This is a genomic window from Dickeya poaceiphila, assembly GCF_007858975.2.
Taxonomy (GTDB): Bacteria; Pseudomonadota; Gammaproteobacteria; order Enterobacterales; family Enterobacteriaceae; genus Dickeya; species Dickeya poaceiphila.
In genome coordinates this window covers 4,264,551-4,289,051 of sequence record NZ_CP042220.2, presented here as the reverse complement: position 1 = coordinate 4,289,051, position 24,501 = coordinate 4,264,551, and the positions used below count along the sequence as shown (strand labels likewise).

General features: G+C 55.0%; 22 protein-coding genes. 11 read left to right on the top strand and 11 right to left on the bottom strand.

The features are described 5' to 3' along the window. Nucleotides 1-66 precede the first annotated feature (66 nt). Nucleotides 67-1,107, bottom strand: coding sequence for a phosphate ABC transporter substrate-binding protein PstS (gene pstS, locus Dpoa569_RS19265; protein WP_146411679.1), 1,041 nt, complete (start codon nt 1,105-1,107; stop codon nt 67-69). Nucleotides 1,108-1,718: 611 nt separating this feature from the next. Here pstS and gorA point away from each other — a divergent pair. Beyond that, entirely contained in the window at nt 1,719-3,071 is a 1,353-nt protein-coding gene (gene gorA / locus Dpoa569_RS19260; RefSeq protein ID WP_042873639.1) for a glutathione-disulfide reductase, read from the top strand. A 145-nt stretch (nt 3,072-3,216) separates the two neighbouring features. On the opposite strand, the gene glyS is transcribed toward gorA, so the two are convergent. The 3 genes from glyS to Dpoa569_RS19245 all read right to left on the bottom strand — a co-directional run bounded on the left by glyS (nt 3,217) and on the right by Dpoa569_RS19245 (nt 7,165). Continuing rightward, complete coding sequence (gene glyS / locus Dpoa569_RS19255) at nt 3,217-5,286, bottom strand: glycine--tRNA ligase subunit beta (protein WP_042873638.1); 2,070 nt, start codon at nt 5,284-5,286, stop codon at nt 3,217-3,219. A gap of 9 nt (nt 5,287-5,295) precedes the next feature. Next, on the bottom strand, nt 5,296-6,210 hold the full coding sequence (glyQ, locus tag Dpoa569_RS19250) for a glycine--tRNA ligase subunit alpha (protein WP_012882795.1): 915 nt from the start codon (nt 6,208-6,210) through the stop codon (nt 5,296-5,298). Between the two features lie 148 nt (nt 6,211-6,358). Further along, nucleotides 6,359-7,165 (bottom strand): sulfite exporter TauE/SafE family protein, encoded by an 807-nt coding sequence (locus tag Dpoa569_RS19245; RefSeq protein ID WP_042873636.1) that lies wholly within the window; start codon nt 7,163-7,165, stop codon nt 6,359-6,361. 191 nt (nt 7,166-7,356) lie between these two features. Here Dpoa569_RS19245 and Dpoa569_RS19240 point away from each other — a divergent pair, with 191 nt between their 5' ends. From Dpoa569_RS19240 to ghrB, 3 genes are all read left to right on the top strand, one after another. After that, nucleotides 7,357-7,920 carry a DNA-3-methyladenine glycosylase I gene (locus Dpoa569_RS19240; protein WP_042873634.1) on the top strand — a complete coding sequence of 188 codons (564 nt, stop codon included), beginning with the start codon at nt 7,357-7,359 and terminating at the stop codon, nt 7,918-7,920. Continuing rightward, on the top strand, nt 7,917-8,372 hold the full coding sequence (locus Dpoa569_RS19235; RefSeq protein WP_042873632.1) for an N-acetyltransferase: 456 nt from the start codon (nt 7,917-7,919) through the stop codon (nt 8,370-8,372). The genes Dpoa569_RS19240 and Dpoa569_RS19235 overlap by 4 nt, the downstream gene beginning before the upstream one ends. Before the next feature lie 318 nt (nt 8,373-8,690). Continuing rightward, nucleotides 8,691-9,653, top strand: a complete 963-nt coding sequence (gene ghrB / locus Dpoa569_RS19230) for a glyoxylate/hydroxypyruvate reductase GhrB (protein ID WP_042873630.1) — start codon at nt 8,691-8,693, stop codon at nt 9,651-9,653. Nucleotides 9,654-9,719: 66 nt separating this feature from the next. Here the strand turns inward: ghrB and Dpoa569_RS19225 are convergent, their stop codons facing one another. Then, complete coding sequence (locus Dpoa569_RS19225) at nt 9,720-10,928, bottom strand: aldose 1-epimerase family protein (protein ID WP_042873628.1); 1,209 nt, start codon at nt 10,926-10,928, stop codon at nt 9,720-9,722. Nucleotides 10,929-11,336: 408 nt separating this feature from the next. Between Dpoa569_RS19225 and Dpoa569_RS19220 the strand changes: the two genes are divergently transcribed. Continuing rightward, nucleotides 11,337-12,593: a valine--pyruvate transaminase gene (locus Dpoa569_RS19220; RefSeq protein ID WP_042873626.1), complete on the top strand. Its 1,257-nt coding sequence runs from the start codon at nt 11,337-11,339 to the stop codon at nt 12,591-12,593. A gap of 147 nt (nt 12,594-12,740) precedes the next feature. Here Dpoa569_RS19220 and bhsA read toward each other — a convergent pair whose 3' ends face one another. After that, nucleotides 12,741-12,992, bottom strand: a complete 252-nt coding sequence (bhsA, locus tag Dpoa569_RS19215; RefSeq protein ID WP_042873625.1) for a multiple stress resistance protein BhsA — start codon at nt 12,990-12,992, stop codon at nt 12,741-12,743. A 413-nt stretch (nt 12,993-13,405) separates the two neighbouring features. On the opposite strand from bhsA, the gene Dpoa569_RS19210 reads away from it, so the two are divergent. From Dpoa569_RS19210 to Dpoa569_RS19185, 6 genes are read left to right on the top strand one after another with little or no spacing between them, the layout of a single operon-like run. Beyond that, nucleotides 13,406-14,965, top strand: a complete 1,560-nt coding sequence (locus Dpoa569_RS19210; RefSeq protein WP_227983224.1) for a TIGR04028 family ABC transporter substrate-binding protein — start codon at nt 13,406-13,408, stop codon at nt 14,963-14,965. Nucleotides 14,966-14,992: 27 nt separating this feature from the next. Beyond that, nucleotides 14,993-15,934, top strand: a complete 942-nt coding sequence (locus Dpoa569_RS19205; RefSeq protein ID WP_146411673.1) for an ABC transporter permease — start codon at nt 14,993-14,995, stop codon at nt 15,932-15,934. A 1-nt stretch (nt 15,935) separates the two neighbouring features. After that, the gene (locus Dpoa569_RS19200) at nt 15,936-16,796 is read left to right on the top strand and encodes an ABC transporter permease (RefSeq protein ID WP_042873617.1); all 861 of its coding nucleotides are present in this window, start codon (nt 15,936-15,938) and stop codon (nt 16,794-16,796) included. Next, on the top strand, nt 16,793-18,436 hold the full coding sequence (locus Dpoa569_RS19195; RefSeq protein WP_042873616.1) for a dipeptide ABC transporter ATP-binding protein: 1,644 nt from the start codon (nt 16,793-16,795) through the stop codon (nt 18,434-18,436). The genes Dpoa569_RS19200 and Dpoa569_RS19195 overlap by 4 nt, the downstream gene beginning before the upstream one ends. Before the next feature lie 27 nt (nt 18,437-18,463). Next, nucleotides 18,464-19,504: a putative FMN-dependent luciferase-like monooxygenase gene (locus Dpoa569_RS19190; protein ID WP_042873614.1), complete on the top strand. Its 1,041-nt coding sequence runs from the start codon at nt 18,464-18,466 to the stop codon at nt 19,502-19,504. Then, nucleotides 19,501-20,619 carry an alkylhydroperoxidase domain protein gene (locus tag Dpoa569_RS19185; protein ID WP_042873612.1) on the top strand — a complete coding sequence of 373 codons (1,119 nt, stop codon included), beginning with the start codon at nt 19,501-19,503 and terminating at the stop codon, nt 20,617-20,619. The genes Dpoa569_RS19190 and Dpoa569_RS19185 overlap by 4 nt, the downstream gene beginning before the upstream one ends. 174 nt (nt 20,620-20,793) lie before the next feature. Here the strand turns inward: Dpoa569_RS19185 and Dpoa569_RS19180 are convergent, their stop codons facing one another. From Dpoa569_RS19180 to Dpoa569_RS19160, 5 genes are all read right to left on the bottom strand, one after another. Beyond that, on the bottom strand, nt 20,794-22,107 hold the full coding sequence (locus Dpoa569_RS19180) for a hypothetical protein (protein ID WP_042873610.1): 1,314 nt from the start codon (nt 22,105-22,107) through the stop codon (nt 20,794-20,796). Further along, nucleotides 22,079-22,339 (bottom strand): hypothetical protein, encoded by a 261-nt coding sequence (locus Dpoa569_RS19175; RefSeq protein WP_042874131.1) that lies wholly within the window; start codon nt 22,337-22,339, stop codon nt 22,079-22,081. Before Dpoa569_RS19175 ends, Dpoa569_RS19180 begins: the two co-directional genes overlap by 29 nt. A gap of 187 nt (nt 22,340-22,526) precedes the next feature. Beyond that, the gene (glk, locus tag Dpoa569_RS19170) at nt 22,527-23,495 is read right to left on the bottom strand and encodes a glucokinase (protein WP_042873608.1); all 969 of its coding nucleotides are present in this window, start codon (nt 23,493-23,495) and stop codon (nt 22,527-22,529) included. Nucleotides 23,496-23,771: 276 nt separating this feature from the next. After that, the gene (locus Dpoa569_RS19165; RefSeq protein WP_227983102.1) at nt 23,772-23,912 is read right to left on the bottom strand and encodes a DUF3861 domain-containing protein; all 141 of its coding nucleotides are present in this window, start codon (nt 23,910-23,912) and stop codon (nt 23,772-23,774) included. 132 nt (nt 23,913-24,044) lie between these two features. After that, nucleotides 24,045-24,497 (bottom strand): GNAT family N-acetyltransferase, encoded by a 453-nt coding sequence (locus Dpoa569_RS19160; protein WP_042873607.1) that lies wholly within the window; start codon nt 24,495-24,497, stop codon nt 24,045-24,047. Nucleotides 24,498-24,501: the final 4 nt, after the last annotated feature.

Here is a 24,501-nt window from a genome sequence, read left to right as displayed (position 1 = left end):
GTGGATACCCCGTTTCCGGTTTATCCACCTCCAGTAACTCATTCAGCCTTTCCTGACTAACCGCAATCAGTACAGTGCCTTATCGCTGCTGTCTTTAACCTGGGTTTTCCAGGCAGCGCGAATCTGGGCAACCACTTCATTCGGCAGCGTTGCGTAATCCAGCGCTTTAGCCTGTGCACCGCCCTTGTTGTAAGCCCAGTCAAAGAATTTCAACACTTCTTTGCCCTGCTCCGGTTTATCCTGCTTTTTGTACATCAGGATGAAGGTGGTGGTGGTAATCGGCCACGCGTCGTCGCCTTTCTGGTTGGTCAGGTCCTGAGCAAACGATTTGCTCCAGTCAGCACCCTTGGCGGCGTTGCTGAAAGAGACTTCTGTCGGGGTAACCGCTTTGCCATCAGCGGAAATCAGTTTGGTGTAGGTCAGGTTATTCTGCTTAGCGTAAGCATATTCAACGTAACCGATAGAGCCTGGCAGACGTTGTACGAAAGCCGCGATGCCGTCGTTGCCTTTACCACCCAGACCGGTCGGCCAGTTTACGGTGTTGCCTGCGCCAATCTTCTCTTTCCACTCGCTGTTTACTTTCGCCAGATAGCTGGTGAATACGTAAGACGTACCAGAACCATCGGCACGACGTACGACAGCGATGTCCTGATCCGGCAATTTCACGCCTGGGTTCAGTTTGGCGATGGCAGCATCATTCCATTTTTTGATTTTACCCAGATAGATGTCACCCAGGGTTTTACCGTCCAGCGTCAACTCACCGGATTTCACGCCCGGCAGATTCACCGCCAGTACCACACCGCCGATAACAGTCGGGAACTGAATCAACCCTTCCTGAGCCAGTTTGGCATCTTCCAGCGGGGCATCCGACGCACCGAAATCAACGGTTTTAGCCAGGATTTGTTTCACGCCACCGGAAGAACCGATACCCTGATAGTTGACCTTGTTACCGGTTTCTTTTTCGTAAGAGTCAGCCCACTTTGCATAAGCAGGAGCGGGGAAAGTGCCACCAGCGCCTGTAATATTTGCTGCGGCAAAAGCAGAAACCGCCGTCAGAGAAAAACTTGCTGCAACAATACTGGCAATAGTGGTACGCATGAGTTTCATAATCCCTCCTGTGGGATACTTAAACGTGTAGACCCGGAGCTATTGTTTAATCAGAGTGTAGTTTGCTGGTGGAAAAAATAGGTCAATTTGATGACAGTAAAATGCAACTAATATGACATTTTTGTGACAGTCGGATCGGGTTCGACCTGTTGTGATTAGCCGTCACTTATCGATTGAGCGCCGCTCGCGGCAAAAAAAGGGGGAGACGAATCTGGAATGCCAATACCATTTTTTGTTACCCAAAGGAAAAACTTGTAGGTTCGCCTGTTTTCCATCGCTATACCATCACAACGGTAAACTCAGCTAGGTACAGGCGTTGCTGATTGATAATTCCCATCAGGAATACCTGTCAAATAAGAGCCTATCCCCTTAAACCGGTTGTAGCTGGATTTGCCTATCGCATCAATTTTCAAAACCGTTGCGAATCGCCGCGCATTTCTTCATACAATCCCGCTTTCTGTCTTTGCCGAATCCTGCTCGCTGGCATTACACTTTTCGCTAGCATGACTCGTTGATTCGTACTCCGCTATCCGCGCCAGCATCGGGTGTGGTGGCAGGAGTGGTCTGTTTACTTGTATCGAGCATTTATTGAAAGCAAGCGTGGAGCCCTGATGACCAGACATTATGACTATCTCGCCATTGGTGGCGGCAGCGGCGGCATTGCTTCCGTCAACCGTGCAGCCATGTATGGAAAGAAATGTGCGCTGATTGAAGCCAGGTACCTGGGAGGTACCTGCGTCAATGTCGGGTGCGTACCGAAGAAGGTCATGTGGCACGCCGCCCAGATTGCTGAAGCCATTCACCACTACGGGCCGGATTATGGTTTTGATGTCACCGTTAATCAGTTTAACTGGGATACGTTGCTGAAAAACCGTAGCGCCTACATTGACCGTATTCATCAGTCCTACAATAACGTGCTGGGGAAAAATCAGGTCGAGGTGATTCAGGGCTTTGCCCGTTTCGTGGATGCGAAAACGGTGGAGGTGAACGGCGAGCGCATCACCGCCGACCATATCCTGATTGCCACCGGTGGCCGGCCAACGCGCCCGAACATCCCCGGTGCGGAGCACGGTATTGATTCCGATGGTTTCTTTGCGTTGACGGCGTTGCCGCAGCGGGTTGCCGTTGTAGGGGCCGGTTATATCGCGGTGGAAATCGCCGGTGTGCTGAACGCGCTCGGTGCCGATGTTCACCTGTTTGTGCGTAAACATGCGCCGCTGCGCCAGTTCGACCCGCTGATTGTAGATACGCTGGTTGAAGTGATGAATACCGAAGGCCCGGCGCTGCATACCGAATCTATCCCCAAAGCGGTGGTGAAAAACGCCGACGGTAGCCTGACGCTGCAACTGGAAAGTGGGCACGAACAAACCGTGGATTGCCTGATTTGGGCGATAGGGCGGGAACCGGCAAACGATAAGATCAATCTTGACGTGGCGGGTGTGGCGCGCAACGAAAAAGGCTACATCGTGGTGGATAAGTTTCAAAACACCAGCGTGCCTGGCATCTATGCGGTGGGCGATAACACCGGTGCCGTTGAGTTAACGCCGGTTGCGGTGGCAGCAGGGCGTCGTTTGTCTGAGCGGCTGTTCAACAACAAGCCGGACGAGCATCTGGATTACACCAATATCCCAACGGTGGTGTTCAGCCACCCGCCTATCGGCACCATTGGGTTGACCGAGCCGCAGGCGCGCCAGCAGTACGGCGACGATCAGGTCAAGGTTTACAAATCTGCCTTTACCGCCATGTACACCGCAGTCACGCAGCACCGCCAGCCGTGTCGTATGAAGCTGGTGTGCGTGGGACCAGAAGAGAAAATCGTTGGCGTGCACGGCATCGGCTTCGGCATGGATGAAATCCTGCAGGGTTTTGCGGTGGCAGTAAAAATGGGTGCGACCAAAAAAGACTTCGATAATACGGTGGCGATTCACCCGACGGCGGCAGAAGAGTTTGTGACCATGCGATAACCCCGAAACCGCGATGTAACTACGTCGCGGTAGTCATCAGGGGAAGGGGGCCTTGCCCTGATTGATAACAGTGGTCAATAGCGCTTAATGACAAAAAGCCTCCGTTAAAGGAGGCTTTGGCGTGTGAATAAAACTATCCGCACACTTACTGCAACACTGAAATATCCGCGACTTTCAGGAACAGGTTGCGCAGTTCGTTGAGCAGCGTCAGGCGATTGATGCGCACCTGCGGATCGTCGGCGTTTACCATTACTTTATCGAAGAAGTTATCGACTGACTCACGTAACTGTGCCAGTTCCGCCAGTGCTTCCTGATAACGCCCCTCGGCAAACCACGGTGCCAGCTTGCTGGTCAGCGCGGTAACATACGTCGCCAGCTGAATTTCTTCCTTCTCTTTCAGCAACGCCGCCTGCACGCTGTCGTTCAGTGTTTCGGTGGATTTCGCCAGAATGTTGGACACGCGCTTGTTGGCGGCGGCCAGCGCTTCGGCTTGCTCCAGTGTGCGGAAATGACTCACCGCTTTCACACGGGCGTCGAAATCCGCCGGGCGAGTCGGGCGGCGTGCCAGCACCGCCTGAATGGTGTCGACACTGTGACCTTCTTCCTGATACCAGGCGCGGAAGCGGCCCAGCATGAACTCGATCACATCGTCTACCACGTTGGCGTTAGTCAGCTTGTCGCCGTACAGGCGTGCCGCTTCTTCCGTCAGCGTTTGCAAGTCCAGCGGCAGGCGTTTTTCCACGATGATGCGCAGCACGCCCAGCGCAGCACGGCGCAGTGCGAACGGGTCTTTATCGCCTTTTGGATGCTGGCCGATGCCGAAAATCCCCGCCAGCGTATCCATCTTGTCGGCAATCGCCAGTGCGCAAGCGACCAGTGATGACGGCAGTGCATCGCCGGCAAAACGCGGCTGGTACTGCTCGTTCAGTGCTACCGCCACATCTTCTGCTTCGCCGTCGTGACGGGCGTAGTGCATCCCCATCACACCCTGAGTATCGGTGAATTCAAACACCATATTGGTCATCAGGTCGCATTTGGACAGCAGGCCCGCGCGTTTGGCGTGATTGATATCCGCGCCAATCTGCTCTGCCACCCAGCCGGTTAGTGCCGCGATACGATCAGTCTTGTCGCGCAGTGTGCCCAACTGCTGCTGGAACAGCACGGTTTCAAGACGCGGCAGGTGATCTTCAAGGCGTTTTTTACGGTCGGTATTGAAGAAGAACTCGGCGTCGGCCAGACGTGGGCGCACCACTTTCTCGTTACCGGCGATAATCTGCTGCGGGTCTTTCGATTCAATGTTGGCGACAAAGATGAAATTCGGCAGCAGCTTGCCGCTGTTGTCGTAAACCGGGAAGTATTTCTGGTCGCCCTTCATGGTGTACACCAGCGCTTCCGCCGGCACTGCCAGGAACTTCTCTTCAAATTTCGCCGTCAGCACCACCGGCCATTCCACCAGCGAGGTGACTTCTTCCAGCAGGCTGTCGCTCAGGTCGGCATTGCCGCCAATCTTGCGTGCCGCTGCTTCGGCATCGGCCTTGATTTTGGCTTTACGCGCGTCGTAATCGGCGATGACCTTGCCACGTTCCTGCAGAATCTGCGGGTACTGGTCGGCGTTATCAATGGTGAATTCCGGCTCGCCCATAAAGCGGTGACCACGGATGGTACGCGCAGAATCAATGCCCAGCACGGTACCGGGGATCAGTTCATCACCCAGCAGCAGGGTCACGGTGTGTACTGGGCGCACAAACTGGGTGTCGTTATCGCCCCAGCGCATCAGTTTCGGAATCGGCAATTTCGAAAGCGCGGTGCTGACCATGCCCGGCAGCAGCGTTTGTGCCGCTTCGCCTTTTACCTGCGCACGGAACAGCAGCCATTCGCCTTTGTCGGTGGTCAGGCGCTCGGCCTGCTCGACGGTGATGCCGCAACCGCGTGCCCAGCCTTCTGCGGCTTTAGTGGGTTTGCCTTCGGCATCAAACGCCTGCGCGATGGCTGGTCCACGTTTTTCTACCTCCCTGTCCGGCTGGGAGGCGCTTAAACCGGCCACTTTCAACGCCAGACGGCGCGGAGCGGCAAACCAGTTGACCGACTGATAACCCAGCCCGGCAGCATCCAGTTCAGCAGTAAAATTGGCGGCAAACGATTCCGCCAGCGTACGCAAAGCCTTTGGCGGCAGCTCTTCGGTGCCGATTTCCACCAAAAATGTTTTGTCTGTCATCGCTGCCTCTCAGCTCTGTTTACGATTGCACATCGGGAAGCCCAGCGCCTCACGAGAGGCATAGTAGGCTTCCGCCACCGCTTTGGTCAGGGTACGAATTCGCAGGATGTAGCGCTGACGTTCGGTCACGGAAATGGCTTTGCGCGCATCCAGCAGGTTGAAGCTGTGGGCAGCTTTCAGAATGCGCTCGTAAGCAGGCAGCGGCAGCGGTTTTTCCAGTGCCAGCAACTGTTGGGCTTCTTTTTCATACTGCTCGAAGCAGGTAAACAGGAAATCCACGTCGGCGTATTCGAAGTTATAAGTCGATTGTTCCACTTCGTTTTGATGGAACACGTCGCCGTAGGTGGTTTTGCCCAGTGGGCCATCGCTCCACACCAGATCATAGACGCTGTCCACGCCCTGAATGTACATCGCCAGACGTTCCAGACCGTAAGTAATCTCGCCGGTTACCGGTTTGCATTCCAAACCACCCACCTGCTGGAAATAGGTGAACTGAGTGACTTCCATCCCGTTCAGCCACACTTCCCAGCCCAGTCCCCAGGCACCCAGCGTCGGGTTTTCCCAGTTATCTTCCACGAAACGAATATCGTGAATGGTCGGGTCCATTCCCAGCTCTTTCAGCGAACCGAGGTACAGTTCCTGAATGTTGTCTGGCGACGGCTTAATGATCACCTGAAACTGGTAGTAGTGTTGCAGGCGGTTCGGGTTCTCACCGTAGCGTCCGTCGGTTGGGCGGCGTGACGGCTGCACATAGGCGGCGGCAATCGGTTCCGGGCCGAGTGCGCGCAGGCAGGTCATGGGGTGAGAGGTGCCGGCACCGACTTCCATGTCCAGCGGTTGGACAATGGTACAGCCCTGACGCGACCAGTAATCCTGTAATGTCAGGATCAGGCCCTGAAAGGTCTTGGTATCAAACTTTTGCATGTTGGATTCGCACGCGATACAAGTGGTTTTTACAATGAAGGCGCCAGTATACCCTCTGAATGCAAGATATACAGCCAGAATGCGGCAACAACTTGAGCCGCATTACTTTAACTTGAGCCGAAGATAGGTTTGGCGGGGGAACTGGCGATCACCCCGTGAACACGGTTTGCAGCATTTTCAGGCTTAACAGCAACAATAACCCGGCAAACGCCTTTTTCAGCGTAGCGACCGGCAAGCGGTGCGCCAGACGCGCGCCTACCGGCGCGGTGAAAAAGCTGACTGCCGAGATCAGCGCCACTGCCGGCAGCGAAACGTAACCGACGCTGAACGCAGGCAGGCCGGTAGCGGACCAGCCGTTTATCATGTAACCCAGTGCGCCGGAGAGGGCGATCGGCAGCCCAACCGCCGCCGAGGTGCCGATAGCCTGCTGGATGCGCACGTTGCACCAGCTCAGAAACGGCACGGTGAGTGAGCCGCCGCCAATCGCCACCAGCGCGGAAATACCGCCGATGGTCAACCCGGCCAGCGACATACCCGGTAAGCCTGGCAACTGACGGTGAGGTTTGGGCTTAATGTTCAGCACCATCTGCAACGAGACATATGCCATAAAACAGGAAAAGAAAATCGCCAGCGCACGAGTGGGCAACAGCGCCGCCAGCCAGGTAGCGGCAAAGGTTCCGACCAGAATCGCCGGCGTGATGCGCCACACCACCGGCCACAACACCGCCTGATGTTGATGGTGGGTACGCAGGCTGGAGATGGCGGTAATCACAATCGCCGCCATTGAGGTACCCAGCGCCAGATGTACCAAATGCGCCGTTTCTACACCTTGTGCGGCAAACAGCGCCGTTAGCACAGGCACCATGATGCCGCCGCCGCCAATCCCCAGTAATCCGGCCATAAACCCCACCACGGCGCCCAACGCCAGATAGGCCAGCATCCACTCAATCCCCATTTATTGTCCCCTGTCGCTTATACTCTTGGTCATTTGATTTCAGCGGTAGCCGTTGTGGTCCCTGTCTGCGCAGGGTTGCATCGCATCGTGCGTAGGTTGATGATCGCCACACGATGCGGGTGATGTGCTGAAACTGGCCATCATCAATACCAACAATGCCGTGGGATCACAACTGGGGGAGGAGGAAGAGGATGACACGCTGTGGCTGGGTCACGCAGGACAGGTTGTATCAGGATTATCATGACAACGAATGGGGGAAACCCTGCACCGATAGCCGTGCGCTGTTTGAGTTGCTTTGCCTGGAAGGGCAGCAGGCCGGACTGTCGTGGATAACCGTGCTCAAAAAACGCGAGCACTACCGCCATTGTTTCCACGGATTTGATCCGCATCGGGTGACGGCCATGGCCGACGACGATGTGGATCGTCTGGTGCTGGACCCCGGCATCATCCGCCATCGTGGCAAAATTGAGGCGATTATTCGCAATGCCCGCGCCTGGCTGGCGATGCAACAGCAAGGGGATGATTTTGCCGCGTTTATCTGGTCTTTCGTCAACCATCAGCCGGTGATCAACCGCCCGGCGTCGCTGGCCGACGTCCCCGCAAAGACGGCGGTATCGGATGCGATGTCAAAAGCGCTGAAAAAACGTGGGTTTACCTTTATCGGCTCCACCATTTGTTACGCCTTTATGCAGGCCGCCGGACTGGTGAACGACCATACCACCGATTGTTTCTGTCATGCTTCGGAGGCGTTGTGATCCGACCCTACCAGCCGCAAGACCTGGAGCCGTTGGTGCGGTTATGGCGGGAAAGCACCACGCTGGCGCATCCGTTTATCTCACCGCGCTATTGGCAGGAAAGCGAAGAGCTGGTGCGCGGACATTACATTCCCCATTCGCAAACCTGGGTTTATGAGAGCGAGCAGGGCATCGGCGGCTTTATCAGTGTGATGGATCAGCGTCTTGTCGGGGCGCTGTTTGTCCATCATAGCCTGTACGGTCAGGGTGTAGGCGCGGCGTTGATGCAGCATATTCAGCACCGTTTTCCGGCGCTCACGCTGGAGGTGTACCAGCAGAACTCGCGCGCCTGCGCGTTTTACCGCAAGCAGGGGTTTGTGGTGGTGCAGGAGAATGACCAGCATGAAACCCAGTCACGCTTACTCATCATGCACTGGCAGGATCAGGCGTTACTGGCCTCAGTAATCCCCTGAGTTACATCAGGTTTTGATAACCGGGAAATGTGTCTGGTACAGTTGCATTATCGTTAATTGGTGATACTTTATAACATACCAATTTACGCCGCTGGCGTAGCTGGCTGCCACTTGTTTCATCTTTATTTGTAACACTGCTGATTTCAGCCAATACCGGGGTTTTTAGCGGGAGCGCGTCTTCTGGTACATCAGAAGACGCGCCACCCGACTACGACCTGACTTGCAGTCTCTTGCCATGTCGATCATCATGCCTCAGACAACCCATTCCTCAGGCGTCGTTTTAATCAGACAATAGCCTCAATCAGCCGGAGTGAACTGATGAAACCTGAAGTCATCCTGTACAAAAAGATCCCTGACGATTTACGCCAAAAACTGGAGCAATACGCTACCGTTTCGGTTTTTGATGGCTTGCCCCCCATCGACCATCCGATACTGGCGCGTGCAGAAGGGTTGATTGGGGCCGGGCATACCGTTAGCCGGGAGTATCTGTCTCACCTGCCGAAATTGCGCGCGGTATCTACGGTTTCGGTCGGTTACGACAATATTGACCTTGCGACGCTGAATGAGAAGAAAGCGGTGCTGATGCATACCCCGACGGTATTGACCGAAACGGTGGCGGATACCGTGCTGACGCTGATGCTGATGACCGCTCGTCGGGCGCAGGAATCCGCCGAGCGAGTGAAGGCCGGCGAGTGGACGCACAACATCGGTGAAGATTGGTACGGTATTGATGTTCACCACAAAACCATCGGCATTTTGGGTATGGGGCGTATCGGTCTGGCGGTGGCGCAGCGGGCGCACTTCGGTTTCGGGATGCCGGTGCTCTATAACGCCCGTCGTCGTCATGACGCGGCAGAAACGCGTTTCAATGCCCGCTATTGTGATCTCGACACCCTGCTGGCGGAGTCGGATTTTCTGTGCATTACCCTGCCATTGACGCCGGAAACCCACCATCTGATCGGCAAGGCGCAACTGGCGAAAATGAAATCCAGCGCGATTCTGATCAATATCGGTCGCGGCCCGGTGGTGGATGAGCAGGCGCTAATCGAGGCATTGACCAATGGCACTCTGCACGCCGCCGGTCTGGATGTGTTTGAGAAAGAACCGCTGTCGATGGACTCGCCGCTGTTGACGCTGCCGAATGTGGTCGCACTGCCGCACATCGGTTCCGCCACTCATGAAACCCGCTACAACATGGCGGCCTGCGCAGTAGATAACCTGATAGCCGCGCTCAGTGGTGACGTTAAAGAGAACTGCGTCAATCCGGACGTGCTGAAGTAGTTCAGCACGCAAATTGAGAATCCTCCTTCCCGAAGTCAGGAAGGAGGATTCTCACGCGAAGAGCGATTACTCCACCGCAATCGGTTTTTCGGTCAGCGTGGTGGTGCGATCACCCTGAATCGCTTTCACTTTCTGCTCGGTTTGTTGTACTGCCGCCGGGCTGCTCAACAGGCTGTAGGTCAGCTCGAAGGTGGTGCTCTGGCCAGGTTGTAGCTTCTTCACCCGCCCTTGCTGGCGTTCAATGGTGACCGGATAGGCGTAGCTGGTGCCAGGCTCGATGCCCGTGACGTAGCCCTGTTTCTGAGTGTCGGTGTTTTTCCACAGCGTCAGCAGCGGCAACTGATGGGTATCAAAGGCGATGGACACCCCTTTATCACCCGCACGATTGACCAGCGCGGCCAGCGTCTTGCCTTCTTTATCTGCGTATGGCGTCATGTTAAACACCATCTCGTCGAAGCCTTTAGTCGGGCCTTTATAGGTCTGCCAGCTTTTCAGACCGGCCCTGGCGTAGTCATTAAACGGTGAAATCTCTTTCACCGGTGCCAGGAAACGTGCCCCTTCTTCCAGAATCGGGGTACCGAAATTGCTGTGGTAGATAATCTGGTAATCACGCACGTAATCTGACTTATTGGTCAGCACGTCATGAATGGTAAACGACTCGCTCCCCGGTACGTAGCGCAGTTCAGTCCAGGTTTCGAGGTTGGATTTCTTAAAGCTGTTTTCCTTGAGCAAGCCGCGCACCGTGATGGTGTAAGGCGCTTTGTCGCTGACATCCACAACCACTTTTGACGCCGGCGTATTGCCGGCACGACCATGCAGGGTATAGATCATGCCGTCGCTGGTGACCGGATGCCCGGTCCACTCATAGCCGCAGCGCACCATCATCTCATTGAAACCCTCCAGCCAACCCAGCCCGTTACGGCTTTCCAGTGTAATGGTGTTCGGGTTGACCACTTCATCCACCGGGGAATCCCAGCCCAGCCGGATGTTTTTACCGGTCACATGCAGCAAATCCATACCGCGGGTTGGACTCAGGGTGATTTGCAACCCGTTCGGGCTGGTGATGGTGAGGGTTTTGCTGCCTTCCTGACGTCCGCCGTGCAGCACTTTTTGCTCGATGCTGAAGTGCTGATCCTTGATCTTCAGCATGTCGCTGTTAATTTGCCAGTTTCCTTTTTCGGTGCTGGTTTCAGCGTCTGTCAGCACAAAGGTTTGTGCCGATGCCTGCCAGGAAACCAGCGCCAGAGCGATACTTATTGCCAGAACATTTTTCATTCCATACGTCCTTTTAAGCTGAATTGATTAAGCCTGTGGAGCCTGAAAGACTACAAATCCTGCTGACGGGAGAATGTGACTGTAATCACCAGATAACCAACTGCGCTTTTTTTGCGCTAAATTTGTATTATTCATCACGAATTTATTAATCATTACTAATAAGTTTGCATAAAAAATGTGATTTATGACGAATAAAAGCTGAAGTGCGTTCAGCTTTTTGGGGGAAGGGGGGAGATGAACCGGTAGTGCTGAAACCGAATGGCCTGCATTTTTCAGTTAATTATCTCGTGATAATAAAAATAATAAGAATAAAAATGTGAAGGGGGGGGGGGTCCATTGCGATTGCACCAGACCAATACGCACGCTATGGTGGTAGTTTACCTGTGCTTCACTTTTTATTGACAAATTATGAACTTTTCCCGTTTTGGCAACAAATTTACCCGCCATGCTGGCATTACCCAACTGATGGACGACCTGAATGACGGGCTGCGCACCCCCGGCGCCATCATGCTGGGCGGCGGCAATCCGGCCCATATCCCGGCCATGGATGACTACTTTCAGCAGTTGTGCCGTGACCTGCTGGAGCAAGGAAAATTGACCGATGCGTTGTGCAACTATGATGGCCCACAAGGTAAAGATGTACTGCTGCATTCCCTCTCCGGCCTGCTGCGCGAACAGTTCGGCTGGGAGATTGGACCACAGAATATTGCACTGACCAACGGCAGCCAGAGTGCGTTTTTCTACCTGTTTAATTTGTTTGCCGGGCGTACCGACGACGGTCAGCGCCGCCGGGTGCTGTTCCCGCTGGCACCGGAATACATCGGCTACGCCGATTCCGGGCTGGATGAGGACATGTTTGTCTCTGTTCGCCCCCAGATAGAGCTGTTAGCGGAAGGGCAATTCAAATACCACGTTGATTTCGAGCAACTGCACATCACCGATGATATCGGCATGATTTGCGTCTCGCGGCCCACCAACCCCACCGGCAACGTGCTGACTGACGAAGAACTGCTGCATCTGGATGCGCTGGCCCACGAACACCAGATTCCGCTGGTGATCGACAATGCTTATGGCGTGCCGTTCCCCGGCATCATCTTTAGCGATGCCACACCGCTGTGGAATCCGAACATTATTCTGTGTATGAGCCTGTCCAAGCTGGGCTTGCCCGGTTCCCGCTGCGGTATCGTGATCGGTTCTGAGCAGGTGATCGAAGCACTCGGCAACATGAACGGCATCGTCAGTCTGGCACCCGGCTCCATCGGCCCGGTGCTGGCGCACGAGATGATTCAGCGCGGTGACCTGCTGCGGCTGTCCAACGATGTGGTCAGGCCGTTCTACCGCCAGCGGGTGGAGCAGACCATCGCCATCATTCGTCGTTATCTGTCGCCGGAAGTGTGCCTGATCCACAAACCGGAAGGCGCGATTTTCCTGTGGCTGTGGTTCAAAGACCTGCCTATCACCACCGAGGTGCTGTATCAGCGGCTGAAACAACGCGGCGTACTGATGGTGCCCGGTCATTACTTCTTCCCCGGTCTGGAACAGAAATGGCCGCACGTTCACCAGTGCCTGCGCATGAACTATGTGCCGGAGCCGGATAAAATCGAGCAGGGCGTCGCCATTCTGGCCGAAGAGGTGGAGCGGGCGCGACAAGAAGGCGGCGCCTGATTCCGCGAGCATCGTCAGACGGTTGACGAATCGGCCAGTTCACTGCCGCACCCCGTATATTGTGGGGGGAGGCAGTGAGTCAGCCACTATTATTACAGACGCAACAAGCCGCCCGAAGGCGGCCTGTACGCTACAGAACCTGATGAATCAGTTATAGATTTCTGCTACGCCACGCAGTTGGTTGTCGTTGCCGGTCGCGGAGATGATGCGAAATGATTTGGCACCGGCGGCATCCGCTTTTTCAGACAGCGTAGCCTGCAGGCCGTCCAGCGTATTCGCTGTGGCGCTGACAGAGCCGACAGACTGGCTGGCAGACTGCTGTACTTCAGTCGCCGCGAAAGAGCCGAAAGAAACGGTAGCCAGTGCGATAACTACAGCAATATTTTTGATAGCGTTCATGGTTGATATCCTTCACATTATATTCGGTTAGTGTTCTTTACTGGAGGCGTTATCGCCTTCGATAAAAGTGATAATAGACCTGTTATCAGCTCGTTAAAAACGGGTTTATTTGTAGATATCATTCAGATTTTATGAAATAAAAAAGCGTCGCGTTCGCCCTTCGCCTGCCCGCCTTGACTTACCCCAAAAGCAGATATTCATTGCCGGTTTTGTACTTTGTGGTTTTGCCATGCCTGTGGAAGTATCCCTTTCGTATGACAGCCTTTTTTCAGCCCTGAGATTACCTGCACAGCGGCTGGCATCACTCTGATAACTAAAAGGAAAAAACCATGTCTGGTTTCTTGAACGCTCAACAGAAGCGGGGAATGGGTCTGCTTGTTTCAGTCGTACTACTGGGAAATGGCGCACAAGCCATGGCTGCTGATGTCTCGCCAAAAACCGGCGGGACATTGATTTATCTGGAACAACAACCACACACCAATTTGTATCCGCCCGCAGGCGGTTTTTATCCTAATGGCGGTATCCTCAACCAAATTACCGATAAGCTGACGTATCAGAACCCGGAAACGTTGGACATCGAACCCTGGATCGCAGCATCCTGGACCATCAACGCCGACAGCACCGAATACACATTCAAGTTACGCCCCGGCGTCACCTTCTCTGACGGCACACCGCTGGATGCCAACGCCGTCGCTAAAAATTTCGACACCTACGGGCTGGGTAACAAAGAACTCAACCAGCCGATTTCCGAAGTCATCAACAACTATCAGCGCAGCGAAGTTATCGACCCGCTGACGGTGAAGTTCTACTTCAAAAAACCGTCGCCCGGCTTCCTGCAAGGCACCTCTGCTATCGGCTCTGGCCTGGTGTCGCTGAGTACACTGGCCCGCAATTTTAACCAGTTGGGCGATGCCACCCACATCATCGGCTCCGGCCCGTTTGTGGTCAGCAGTGAAAAACCGGGGCGCGAACTGAAACTGGTGGCACGTAAGGATTACCACTGGGCACCGGTAAGTTTCGCACATCAGGGCCGCCCTTATCTGGATGGCATCACCTATCTGGTGACGCCGGAAGACAGTGTGCGCATTGGCGCGCTGGTCTCCGGTCAGGCGGATTTTATCCGTCAAATTCAGGCCTATGACGAACAACGAGTGCAGAGTGAGGGTATCCGGATCTACGCCGCCCCGACCCGCGGGGTGAATAACAGTATCAACTTCCGCCCGGATAATCCGCTGGTGGCGGATATCCGCGTGCGTCAGGCACTGAGCGACGCCACTAACCCGAAAGAAATCATCCAGACGCTGTATTCCAATAACTACCCACAAGCCACCTCGGTACTGGCGAAAACCGCCGCTGGTTACATCAACCTGTCCGATAAGCTGACGTTCGACCCAGCCGCCGCCGCCCGTCTGCTGGACGACGCGGGTTGGAAAATCGGTGCGCAGGGCATCCGACAGAAAGACGGCCAATCGCTGGTGTTAACCGCCTACGAATCACCGCCGCAGCCGCAGAACAAAGAGATGTTGCAACTGGTGGCGCAGCAGTGGGCCAAAGTGGGCGTGAAACTGAACGTACTGGCAGGTGATGCGAGCACCAAAACCGTTGACAGTCTTGACCCACTGAAAACCGGCGTATCGCCGGGCATGGTGGGCCGAGCGGACCCGGATGTGCTGAAAAGCCAGTATTACCCCACCTTGCGCAATGTGCTGCTGCAAAAGGGCGGAGCCAGCGACAAGGTACAAACCTTTGAAGACAGCCACCTTAATACCCTGTTGGACGGCATCGCCTCCGCGACGGATCGCAGCAAACGGCTGGAACTGGTCGGCGAAGTACAGAACTACCTGATCGATAAGGCATACGTGATTCCGATTTTTGAAGAGCCGCAGGTGTTCGCCGGTCGCGCCAGCACGAAAGGCATAGGCTTTGAGGCGGTGGGCCGCCCCAGTTTCTACAACACCTGGCTGGATAAGTAACCGGGCATCGGCGACGGAGGGCAAAATATGCGCATAGCGTATCTGGCGACACGCCTCGGACATGCACTGCTGGTGCTGTGGGCAGCATTTACCTTGTCTTTCATGCTGCTACAGGCACTGCCGGGTGATGCGGTGCTGATCAAATTCATGAACCCGGAGCTGGGGCTCAGCGCCAGCCAAATCGCACAATTGCGGCTGGCCTACGGTGCCGACGTGCCGTTGCTGACCCAGTATGCAGCGTCACTGTCACGCCTGCTGCACGGCGACTTTGGGCTGTCACTGCAGGCCGGGTTGCCCGTCAGCGAGTTACTGGCAACCAACCTGCCCCCCACCTTGCTACTGGCGGTGCTGGGGTTCAGCGTGGCGTTGCTGCTGGCGATCACGCTGGCGTTTCTCTCGGCGCTGGCGCCATTCGCCTGGCTGCGCCAGCTCTTTCAGTCTGTACCGTCGCTGCTGATATCCATCCCCACGTTTTGGCTCGGCATCGTATTGATTCAGGTGTTTTCCTTCCGGCTGGGCTGGATTTCGGTGATCAACCCCGGCGAATGGGAAGGACTGGTTTTGCCAGTCCTGACACTCTCCGTACCGATTGCCGCCCCGATTGCTCAAGTATTGATGCGCAGCATCGATCAGGTACTGGCACAACCGTTTGTGGCGGTGGCGCGCGCCAAAGGCCTGAGCCGTCAGAGTGTGTTATGGCGTCATGTGGCGCGCAACGCCGTGCTGCCTGCGCTGACGCTGGCAGGTCTGCTACTGGGCGAATTAATCGCTGGTGCACTCATCACTGAAACCGTATTTGGCCGCAGCGGGCTGGGGCAGTTAACACAGGAAGCGGTCAACACGCAGGACGCCAGCGTGTTGCAGGCCATCGTGCTGATTTCCGCCACCGCCTTTGTGGTCGTCAACCTGCTGGTCGACCTGCTCTACCCGTTGCTTGATCCGCGGCTGAAAACCGCATTGGAGGTGTGATATGGCGAGCATTCAACTGGAAAAAATTACCTTTCCGCTGCTGCGCAAAACACCTCGTCTGCGCCGTTATGCCACGCAGCCCGGTCTGGTGCTCGCCTGGCTGGTACTACTGACGGTGGCGCTGTGGGCACTGTTCCCCAGCCTGTTTACCCATGCATCACCGATTGAGGGGGTGCCGGGCGCACAACGGCTGGCACCGGGTGGGGCGTACCTGCTAGGTACCGACCAACTGGGGCGAGACCTCTACACCCGTATCGTTTATGGCTCGGCGCATTCACTCTCCGGCGCGGTGGTCGCCGTCTCGCTGGGTTTGGTACTCGGCAGCCTGCTGGGGCTGCTGGCAGGCGCAGTGGGTGGAAAGCTGGATACCGTGGTGATGCGCAGCGTCGATGTGCTACTGGCTATTCCCGGTTTGCTGCTGGCGCTGAGCGTCATCATCCTGCTGGGGTTCGGCAATCTGAATGCGGCTATCGCGGTGGGCGTGACGTCGGTGGCGAATTTTACCCGGCTGGTGCGTGCGGAAGTGCTGCGCGTACGCCGCAGCGATTATGTTGAAGCGGCGTTTGGCAGCGGCGGCACCTTCTTTGGCGTGCTGTGGCGCCACATTCTGCCTAACTCGCTCACCAGCGTACTGGCATTCGCCGCATTGCAATTCGGCAGCGCGATTCTGGCACTCGCCACCCTGAGCTTTCTCGGCTACGGCGCACCACCGCCAACGCCGGAATGGGGATTGCTCATCGCCGAAGGCCGTAATTATCTGGCCACTGCCTGGTGGCTGACCACCTTCCCCGGCCTGCTGGTGGTCGCGGTGGTGCTGGCGACCAATCGCATCAGCCAGTCTATTCGGAGGCCAACGCGATGAGCCTGCCGCTGAGTTTACAACACAGCCCGGCCACACCGGTGCTGGAGCTGGAAGACGTTGCTATCGCCTACCGTGACGATGATGGTGAACGCACGGTCGTGGAAGGGGTGTCCTTCGTCATTCAGCCCGGCGAAGTGGTGGCGCTGGTAGGAGAGTCCGGTTCCGGCAAAACCACCACGGCACAAGCGGTGATCGGCCTGCTGGCACACAACGGTCGCCTGACGCGCGGAGCCATTCGCCTCAACGGCACCGAGATTAGCCGGTGGTCGCCGTCACGACTGGACAGCATTCGTGGCCGGGTGGTCAGCTTGGTGCCGCAAGACCCCGGCAGTTCGCTCAACCCGGTAAAAACCATCGGCGAGCAGGTGGACGAGATTCTGCGGTTACACCAAAAAAGCGATCGCCGTAGCCTGCGCCGGCAAACGCTGACGCTGTTGACGCGCGTCGGGCTGACCAAACCTGAACTTCGCGCCAGCCAGTACCCGCACGAGCTCTCCGGTGGCATGAAACAGCGGGTGCTGATCGCTATCGCCATCGCCTTGAAACCGGCATTGATCATCGCCGACGAACCCACCAGCGCGCTGGATGTCACGGTGCAAAAACGCATTCTCGACCTGCTGGACGAACTGCGCCGGGAAAATAACACCGCCATTTTGTTCGTTACCCACGATCTCAGGGTGGCGGCCGAGCGTGCCGACCGCCTGCTGGTGTTCCAGAAAGGTTATATTCAGGAGCAGGGGCCAGCCCGACAGGTGCTGAGTGCGCCACAAAGCCAGTACGCCCGCACCCTGCTGGCCAACATCCCTTCGCTGACTCACCGTCCATCACGCGTGGCGGTGAACCGGCCTGCCGCCGGTCAGCCGATGGTACAGGTGGAACAACTGGTACAGGAGTTCCCACTGGTGGGAGACCATAAGCAGCAATTTAGGGCGGTGGATACGGTGTCGTTTAGCGTGGCCCCCGGCACCACCCACGCCATTGTCGGCGAATCCGGCTCCGGCAAGACCACTACCGCGCGCCTGATTCTTGGCTTCCAGCGCCCAACTGCCGGTCGCATTCTGATAGACGGTACCGACATGACGCAACTGCGCGGTGAAGCGCTACGTCAGTTCCGCCAGACCATTCAGTTGGTTTATCAAAACCCGTTTAGCTCACTCGACCCGTCGCAGCGGTTATTCGATATCGTGGAGGAACCGCTGCGCAACTTTAACCGCCACTCGCGCACAGAACGGGCCAGCCGGGTTCATGAGATGTTCGAGCGGGTGGCGCTGCCTGCCTCGCTACTGCAACGCCGTCCGGCAGAACTGTCCGGCGGCCAGCGTCAGCGGGTCGCCATCGCTCGCGCGCTGGTGCTTGAACCGAAAGTGCTGGTGCTGGACGAAGCAGTCTCGGCGCTGGATGTCACCGTACAAGCGCAAATCCTGCGCCTGTTGGACGAGTTACAAGCCTCGCTGGGGCTGACCTACCTGTTTATTTCCCACGATCTCGCGGTGGTGCGGCAGATAGCCGACACCGTTTCCGTGCTGTACCACGGCAAACAGGTGGAGTCCGGGCCGGTCGAGCGCATTTTTGCCCAACCGGCTGAACGTTATACCCAGGAGCTGATCGATGCGATTCCCGGTCAGCACCACGTCTCTTAAGGGACACACTACACCAAGGATTTAATCATGACTCAAAAACGTCTGGGGTTTTTCACCCGGTTACTGGATGACGTGCCCGCCGGGCAACGTTACCGCTTAGCCGCCGAACAAATCATCAAAGCAGAGCAACTGGGCTTCGACAGTGCCTGGGTGGCGCAGCATCACTTTCATGCCGATGAAGGCGGCCTGCCGTCACCGCTGGTGTTTCTGGCGCAAGTCGCCGCGCAAACCCAACGCATTCGGCTTGGTACCGGGGTGATTACCCTGCCGATGGAACACCCGTTGCGGGTGGCGGAAGATACCGCCGTACTGGACCTGCTCAGTAATGGTCGGCTGGAGGTCGGCATCGGTTCCGGCGGCACGCCGTCATCGTTCGCCGCGTTCGGCCACAGCAGTGAGCAACGTGGTGAAATTCTGGGGCGCTACCTGGCACAGGTGCGCGCCGCCTGGGCGGGCGAGCCGCTGAGCGATGACGGCAATCAGCTTTATCCGGCCGCCCCACACCTCAATCGCCGCGTATGGCAGGCCACGTTTTCCGTGGAAGGCGCTATCCGTGCCGGTCGGGCAGGCGATGGGCTGATGCTGTCCCGTACCCAGCCGCGCCCAGAGACTTTCCCGGATGCCACGCTGGCCGACCTGCAAAACCCGATGATCGACGCCTATCTGGAGGCGCTGCCGTCCGGCGTCACACCGCGCATCATGGGTTCGCGCAGTGTGTTCGTCGCCGATGACCGGGCGCTGGCGTTGCAACTGGCGCAAACCGGGCTGCAACGTTCCGCCGCCCGGCTGGCTCAGTTGGGTCGTCCGGCACGTAACGGCTCGGTAGAGGAACTGATCGCCTCGTTCGACAGCCATGTCGGCACACCGGAAGACGTCATCGCCTCACTACAGGCTGACAGTTCGCTGGCGCGGACTACCGATCTGGCGTTTCAGGTGCACTCTATCGACCCACCACACGCCCATATTCTGCGTTCGCTGGAGCTGATCGCCACCCAGGTCGCACCCGCACTGGGCTGGTCGCCCGCTAAAGATAAACAAACCCGTCCGGTCGGGCAGGAGATCGCATGACACAGTCAACATCCGACATTTTGGATACGCTGGCGGAGATCGCCCCGGATTCGCCGCTGGCGCAGGCCAGAGCGACGCGTGATGCCGCCACCCGGCATACGCAAGGCAGCTACGACGCGCTGTTCAGCCAGACGACAAGCAACACGTTACCGCTGGCATTGCGCTTTTTCATCGCCGAAAAGGTCAGCGGCTGGCATCAGAACGCCCGTTTACAGCACTTTTATGCCCAACGGCTGGCGGATTTTCCGGCCCCGACGCCCGGCGCAGCGCTGGACCTGGCGCTGGAACATGCCGAACGTCTGGCATTACAGCCCATCGCCGCACAACCGGAATCCTTGCAGGCGCTGCAACAAGCGGGTTGGGAGGTAGACGATATCGTCACCCTGTCGCAACTGGTCGCGTTTGTCAGTTTTCAAAGCCGCTTGCTGTACGGCTATCGGCTACTGGCCGGTCACGCCGGGGAACTGGCACCCATTGCACCAGCCGCTGTCGCCGGTCACTGGCATACCCAGGCGCTGACCAACAGCGGCAAAACCGCCCCGAATGCGTTTACACAGGGCGAACTCGGCTGGGAACCGTGGCTCCCGGCCAAACCGCTGGCGGAATTTACCCCGGATGAGCAAGCCATTCTGGCACGTTTCGGTCATACCGATTCCGATTACTTCCGCTTGCTGGGCCGCAATCTGCCGGTGCTGGAGCAACGCACCCTCACCGACAAGGGCATCTTCTATACGTCCGGTGGCCTGCCGCGTCAGGACCGGGAACTGGCTGCCGCCGTCGTCAGCAAGGTAAACGGCTGTATTTATTGCGCCTCGGTACACGCCCGCAAGGCCAGCCAACTGTCGAAGCAGCATGACGCCGTACAACGCCTGCTTGAAATACCACCGGGGGAAGATCTCGCCGCAGGACAGCCCCCCCGCTGGCAGGCGATCATCACCTTCGCCGCCCGGCTATCCACCACGCCATCGCAGGCCAACGCACAGGATCTGGCACGCCTGCGTGAACAAGGGTTGGACACGCTGGATATTCTCGACCTGATTCAGTCCACCGCGTTTTTTGCCTGGGCCAACCGGTTGATGCTGACGCTGGGCGAGCCGTTCTGGCCGGGACGGTAAATCAGATTTATACCCGTCATACTTCAAGTTGCAGGTGTATTGGTTGCGTTCGTTCACCCGAAACACTTACTAGAGTAAGCTCATCGGGATTCACTCTTTTGCTGCCTTCCTGCAACTTGAAGTATGACGGGTATATATTGTAGGTTCACTTACCTTTTTACTGCCCCCCTTCATCTATCCTTTATTACTCCCCAAAAGATCTATTCTGCTAACACCAACCTGGGATAATGCCTTATTCTTTACTCTAAGGAATAAAAATAGACATATAATAAAAAGACAAGCAGCTTGAACAATAATGAAACTGGATACATTCATATTGTTAAAGGACGGCATCCATATAATAGGTAAGAAAAGAATAATCAGAACAATGTTAGCGACTCCCTGGGGGATAAAGGTATCATTTATTGCCCTCAAATGTGACATCCCAAGCTGCATATAAGATGATGTAATAAAAAGCAAGAATATAGATATATATACAGGTGTATTGTTAAGTAATGCACTATTTCCATATAACATCATAATTTCTTTCATAAAAATTGAGAGAAGCAACATAGTAATCAAGCAAATTAAAAGTATTAAAAATAATCCAACCTTGAAAAAAACATATTGCTCTGAAAGTTTCCTCTCACTAACAAATAAGCTATGTATCTGAGAAAATGCACCAACAGGAATGCTAATCAACCCTATAACACTCATTATCACTGAAAGATCAGAAACATATAAAGGATTAATCCCCATTAGTCTTTGCGTTAAAAGGAAATAGACTAACTTCTGTCCAGCCAGACCAATAGCTATGGGTGAGCCAAACTTAATCAGTTGACTGGTTATTCTCTTATAATTAATTTCTTTCAAGTTCCAATCTATTTTCTTATAAAAAATAACTCCACCATAGAAAAATAAAAACGAAACCTCAATAAATAAAAAAGACCAAAAAACATCAATTGCCTTTATATCACTTAAATAAAAAGCAATTGATGCAATAAATAAAGAGGAAAGTAAAGAAAGTAATGCTTTTATTTTGGCAATAAAACCGCTACTTATAAAACTCTCAATAAAGAAAAAAAGATAATTATTAAATATCAAAAATGGAACACAATAGATATAAACCTGATAAGATTCTTTCTCGTATACATTCAGAAAAAAATCACCAATTATCCACGATATAAAAAAACCGGATATTGAAAGTATAATTCCTAGTGGAATGCCAGAAAGAAATATAGCTCCACCCGATTTTCCATCTCTCTGCCCACTAGTAACCAGATTACCAATCATAGCTAAAGGCATTGATAGGATTGTAACAGGAAGTGCAAAAAGAGCAGTAAAATAACTAAAAATCGCCAACTCTTCCCTGTTATATCTGGCCATGACGATGGTTATTATCATAAATCCAATATAGGGTGAAAAACGACTTGTGCAAAAGGGAAATATCTTCTTATAGAAATTAAACAAATAATCACTATTATTGCCAAATATTAAGCATTTTTTCACCAAACTCCTCCTCATAGATAAACTGGGTGATTTCAAATGCCCTCTGAAGATTAAGATAATCATCATCACTCCAGACTCGGCATACTAATGGAACATATTTAGTTAGTTTCATCCTGATATTACTAAAATCCATTTCATCAATGTATTGAACAGCACTTTCTAGTGTCGGCTCATCGACAATGTCGGGAGCACTCATATTATGAGGCAATGTTTTTAAAATATCGTTAAACATAAGAAATTCTTTATAAAATAAAAGGAAGGAAATAGCCCTCCTTTGTTTTATCACCAGCCGCCGCCACCCTGGCAATGACCGCTATTTCCAGTAGTAGAACCACCGATAATACGTCCGCAGGAGTATCAAAACAGTCAGGTAACCCACAGGTTACCTGACGAATAGCTTATCGGAGCGGGATTGGGGGTTACAGCGTCTGCCCCAGCGCCTGACGCAGATAAGCGCCAGCGCCCAGCAGTCCCGGCTGCGGGTGCGTTATCATGAACGCCGGAATGTCGGCCAGATAATCGCGGAAACGGCCTTTGTCTTCAAAAGCGCTGCGAAAACCGGAATTGCGGAAGAATTCCAGAAAACGAGGCACAATGCCGCCAGCGATATAGACGCCGCCGAAGGTGCCGAGCGTCATCGCCAGGTTGCCGCCAAAACGCCCCATCAGTACGCAAAACAGCGACAGCGCCCGCAGGCAGTCAACATCGTTGTGCGCCAGCGCGCGTTCAGACACTATCTGCGGCGTCAACGCTTCCGGCACCCGGTTGTCTGCTTTGACGATGGCCCGGTAAATATTCACCAGCCCCGGCCCGGATAGCACACGTTCAGCAGAGACGTGCCCCAGCTCCTGACGCAACACCTGCAACAGGATGTCTTCTTCTTCGCTATTGGGCGCAAAATCGACGTGACCGCCTTCGCTTGGCAGGCTCAGCCATTTTCCGTTCACTGGCAACAGGTATGCCACACCCAGCCCGGTTCCGGCACCGTACACCGCCACCGGCTTATCAGCGACTGGCGCTGTGCCGCCCAGTTGAATCGCATCTTCCGGCTTCAGGACCGGAATCGCCATACTGACGGCAGTAAAATCGTTGATGACCGACAGTTGTTCAAAACCCAGGTTTTGCCGCATGGCGTCTATGGAGAATGCCCAGTGATGATTCGTCATCTCTACCCAGTCGTCGGTTACCGGGCAGGCAATAGCAATACAAGCTTCTTTGATGATGAGATCGGTGTGTTCTGCCAGAAACAAACGAATCGCCTCTTCCAGACTGTCGTGCTCCTGAACCGCGTACTGTTTGCTGTGTGACAGCTGCCCATTCGCCAGTTCACACAAGGCAAGACGTGCGTTGGTGCCACCGACATCACCTACCAGCGCATACTGATGCATAAATTAGTTTCTCCCATTGAAATATCATCATGCGTACTTGAGCACACGGGGAAAACCGCGCACTGCTAACGGCAAGCACGCCCGAATCTCACTCATATTCACTGGCAGTCCCTGCCATCAGGGAGGCGTGACCCGGCAAGTCAAGCCCTCTTCCCCCGCTTTTAGTTGCAGCATAACGTCCCAACATGCAAGAGCCTGCTCTGGAGCAGGTCTTCTTTGCCCAGGTCATATGACCTCGCCGGATAACGTCAGACCGGTGCAGAACGCGGCAACGTACTAGCCCGGCAAGCTCCCTGTTAACCGAACTTTCTCAATGGCTTCCAGAATATCGTCATGATTGGTGACGTCAAACGCCAGTGCGCGATTTTGCGGCGTTTTGTCGCGATTATCGCTAAGAATGTACCGCGTGATGGGCAAGGTTTTATCCGTGCGGTTGAAGGGGGGAATGATGGGCGGCAAGGCGTCGCCATATGGTTGAGATCATCAACCATATAATCCGTTTAATCCGCTGCGCCGACACCGCGCCTGAAGAACGCTGCCGGAATCAGATCAGGATGTCGTCCTTGTGCTGTAAATGTCCTGGCGGACAAGCGTCCAGGCGTAATTCTGGCGATTGATCGGCTCGTATCCGACTTTTTGGTACAACCACGGTGCGGTAGACGTTAGCAGCAACTGACGGCGCAGGCGCTGCAATCGCGGGTGGCTTAGCGTGCATTCCACCAGAAAACGCCCCAGCCCGGTCCCCTGATGCGCGGGCAGCACAAACACATCACACAGATAGCCGAAGGTGGCGAAATCCGTCACCATGCGGGCGAAACCGATCTGTCGTGCCTGATGATACAACCCGAAACACAGGCTGTTGGCGACAGAGAGTGCAACGGTTTCCCGGTCAATGCCGGCCGCCCAACTGGAGGTGGTGAGGTAATTGTGAATGGTATCCAGGTCGAGCCGCCGCGGATCTGTCGAAACCTGATAGTTTTCCTGCTTCCATTGTACTGACACAGCT

Bases quoted from the DNA above. Each gene is read 5' to 3' on its own strand.
- bhsA (WP_042873625.1), bottom strand. From the start codon at position 12,992: ATGAACGCTATCAAAAATATTGCTGTAGTTATCGCACTGGCTACCGTT.
- Dpoa569_RS19205 (WP_146411673.1), top strand. From the start codon at position 14,993: ATGCGCATAGCGTATCTGGCGACACGCCTCGGACATGCACTGCTGGTG.
- gorA (WP_042873639.1), top strand. From the start codon at position 1,719: ATGACCAGACATTATGACTATCTCGCCATTGGTGGCGGCAGCGGCGGC.
- Dpoa569_RS19240 (WP_042873634.1), top strand. From the start codon at position 7,357: ATGACACGCTGTGGCTGGGTCACGCAGGACAGGTTGTATCAGGATTAT.
- Dpoa569_RS19210 (WP_227983224.1), top strand. From the start codon at position 13,406: ATGGCTGCTGATGTCTCGCCAAAAACCGGCGGGACATTGATTTATCTG.
- glk (WP_042873608.1), bottom strand. From the start codon at position 23,495: ATGCATCAGTATGCGCTGGTAGGTGATGTCGGTGGCACCAACGCACGT.
- glyQ (WP_012882795.1), bottom strand. From the start codon at position 6,210: ATGCAAAAGTTTGATACCAAGACCTTTCAGGGCCTGATCCTGACATTA.
- ghrB (WP_042873630.1), top strand. From the start codon at position 8,691: ATGAAACCTGAAGTCATCCTGTACAAAAAGATCCCTGACGATTTACGC.
- Dpoa569_RS19200 (WP_042873617.1), top strand. From the start codon at position 15,936: ATGGCGAGCATTCAACTGGAAAAAATTACCTTTCCGCTGCTGCGCAAA.
- Dpoa569_RS19190 (WP_042873614.1), top strand. From the start codon at position 18,464: ATGACTCAAAAACGTCTGGGGTTTTTCACCCGGTTACTGGATGACGTG.
- Dpoa569_RS19245 (WP_042873636.1), bottom strand. From the start codon at position 7,165: ATGGGGATTGAGTGGATGCTGGCCTATCTGGCGTTGGGCGCCGTGGTG.
- pstS (WP_146411679.1), bottom strand. From the start codon at position 1,107: ATGAAACTCATGCGTACCACTATTGCCAGTATTGTTGCAGCAAGTTTT.
- Dpoa569_RS19175 (WP_042874131.1), bottom strand. From the start codon at position 22,339: ATGTTTAACGATATTTTAAAAACATTGCCTCATAATATGAGTGCTCCC.
- glyS (WP_042873638.1), bottom strand. From the start codon at position 5,286: ATGACAGACAAAACATTTTTGGTGGAAATCGGCACCGAAGAGCTGCCG.
- Dpoa569_RS19220 (WP_042873626.1), top strand. From the start codon at position 11,337: ATGAACTTTTCCCGTTTTGGCAACAAATTTACCCGCCATGCTGGCATT.
- Dpoa569_RS19185 (WP_042873612.1), top strand. From the start codon at position 19,501: ATGACACAGTCAACATCCGACATTTTGGATACGCTGGCGGAGATCGCC.
- Dpoa569_RS19225 (WP_042873628.1), bottom strand. From the start codon at position 10,928: ATGAAAAATGTTCTGGCAATAAGTATCGCTCTGGCGCTGGTTTCCTGG.
- Dpoa569_RS19195 (WP_042873616.1), top strand. From the start codon at position 16,793: ATGAGCCTGCCGCTGAGTTTACAACACAGCCCGGCCACACCGGTGCTG.